This window comes from Pseudomonas sp. HMWF006 (genome assembly GCF_003061205.1).
GTDB lineage: Bacteria > Pseudomonadota > Gammaproteobacteria > Pseudomonadales > Pseudomonadaceae > Aquipseudomonas > Aquipseudomonas monsensis.
The window spans coordinates 145-2,057 of sequence record NZ_QAIU01000650.1; the positions used below are offsets into that span (position 1 = coordinate 145).

Genomic DNA, 1,913 nt, shown 5'->3' on the forward strand with positions numbered 1-1,913 from the left:
TGCTCAAGCTGTTTCTCGACCACCCGCAGGAAATCCTCGACCGCGACACCATCGGTAACGCCACCCGTGGCCGCGATCTGATGCCGCTCGATCGCATCGTCGACATGGCCGTGAGCCGGTTACGCCAACGCCTGCGCGACACGGAAAAACCGCCACGACTGATTCGCACCGTACGCGGCAGCGGCTACCAACTGGCAGCCAACGTGGTTGCCGGCAATGGTCACTGAGTCGCTGCGCAAACTTGCTGCCAGGGTGCCGGTGCCGCGTTCGCTGCTCGGGCGGATGTTGCTGCTGACCTTGCTCGCCGTGTTGTTTGCACAGACGTTGTCCAGTGTGATCTGGGTCTCGCAACTGCGCGCCACGCAGCTTGAAGGGCTGGTCACCAGCGCCCGCAGCCTCGCCCATTCGATGACCGCCAGCGTCAGTTACTTTCGCTCGTTGCCGGTGGCTTATCGGCCTCTGGTGCTGGATCAACTGCGCAGCATGGGCGGCACGCGGTTCGTGGTGACGCTTAACGACAAACCGCTGGGCATGGATGTGCTGCCGGTCACCCCGCGCAAGGCCGCGGTGATGAAAGCGGTCGATGAAGTGCTGCGCCAGTCGCTGGGCAATGACACCGATATCTCGGTGACCTTCGTCAGTCCTGAAGATCTGCGCATCTTCAATGCCGGCCTGAAGCTCGACGAACTGCCACGCTCCTGGGCGCATTACGCGCTGACCCTGGAACCGGTGAACCCGCCAGTGCTGGTCACGCAGATCCAGATGGCGCCGGGCGAATGGCTGTACATCGCCTCGCTGTTGCCTGAGCCCTACACCAGTCTTGAAGAACAAGGTCTGCCGGCGCAGCAGGTATGGTTCATCGTGCTCACCAGCGGCTTTTTGCTGTTGTTCATTGGTCTGCTGGTGCACTGGCAGAGCCGGCCGCTCAAGCGCCTGGCGCGGGCGGCGCGGGATCTGTCGCTGGGCGCCGACGTCGAACCGGTGGCCGAGGGCGGCGGCAGCGAAGTGGTGGAAGTGGGCCGTGCGTTCAACACCATGCGCGAACGTATCAGCCGCTACCTGACCGAACGCAGCCAGTTGTTCAGTGCGATTTCCCATGATCTGCGCACGCCGATCACCCGCCTGCGCTTGCGCGTCGAGCTGCTGGAGGACGAGCAACTGCAAGCCAAGTTCGGCCGCGATCTGGATGAGCTGGAGTTGCTGGTCAAAGGCGCATTGCAGTGCGTGAAAGACACCGATATCCACGAGAACATCGAGCCGGTGGACCTGAACCATGTGCTCGACTGCCTGGTGGAGCCGTATCTGGCGCCCAACGGCAATGGCCGCGTGACCCAGCAAGGCAAGGCGCTGGCGACGTATCCGGGCAAGCCTTTGGCGCTGAAACGCTGCATCGGTAACCTGATCGACAACGCGTTGAAATACGGGCAGAACGCTCATCTGCACATCGACGACGATGAGCGCGCGTTTGTCCTGCACGTCGACGATGAAGGCCCGGGTGTGCCGGAGCAGCGGCTGGAGCAGGTGTTCGAGCCACACTTTCGTCTGGCGGGGCAGCAGCAGGGCTATGGTCTGGGTTTGGGCATTGCGCGCAACATCGCCCATAGCCATGGCGGTGAGGTGACGTTGCAGAACCTGCGTGAGGGTGGGTTGCGCGTGACCCTGCAACTGCCGCGCTCGGTGGATTAGCTCAAAAGAGCCCCTCACCCTAGCCCTCTCCCGGGGGAGAGGGGACTGACCGAGGGATGCTGCAGAGATACGCCGACCTGACCGTACAACGCCGAATCCTTAATCGACTCGGTATTTCAAGTCGGCGGAAAGCTTATTACACGCCGGTTGGCTGCCTCTCCCTCCTCCCAAAGGGAAAGGGGACTGATCGGGGGATGCTGCAGAGATACGCCGACCTGACCGTACAG

General features: G+C 62.5%; 2 protein-coding genes. Both read left to right on the top strand.

The genetic code is table 11. The annotated features are described in order from the left end of the window. On the top strand, positions 1–227 hold a 227-nt coding region (locus DBR24_RS30000), incomplete at its 5' end, for a helix-turn-helix domain-containing protein (protein ID WP_146189153.1). Continuing rightward, positions 217–1,686, top strand: a complete 1,470-nt coding sequence (locus tag DBR24_RS30005) for an ATP-binding protein (protein ID WP_128616502.1) — start codon at positions 217–219, stop codon at positions 1,684–1,686. The genes DBR24_RS30000 and DBR24_RS30005, both read left to right, overlap by 11 nt. Positions 1,687–1,913: the final 227 nt, after the last annotated feature.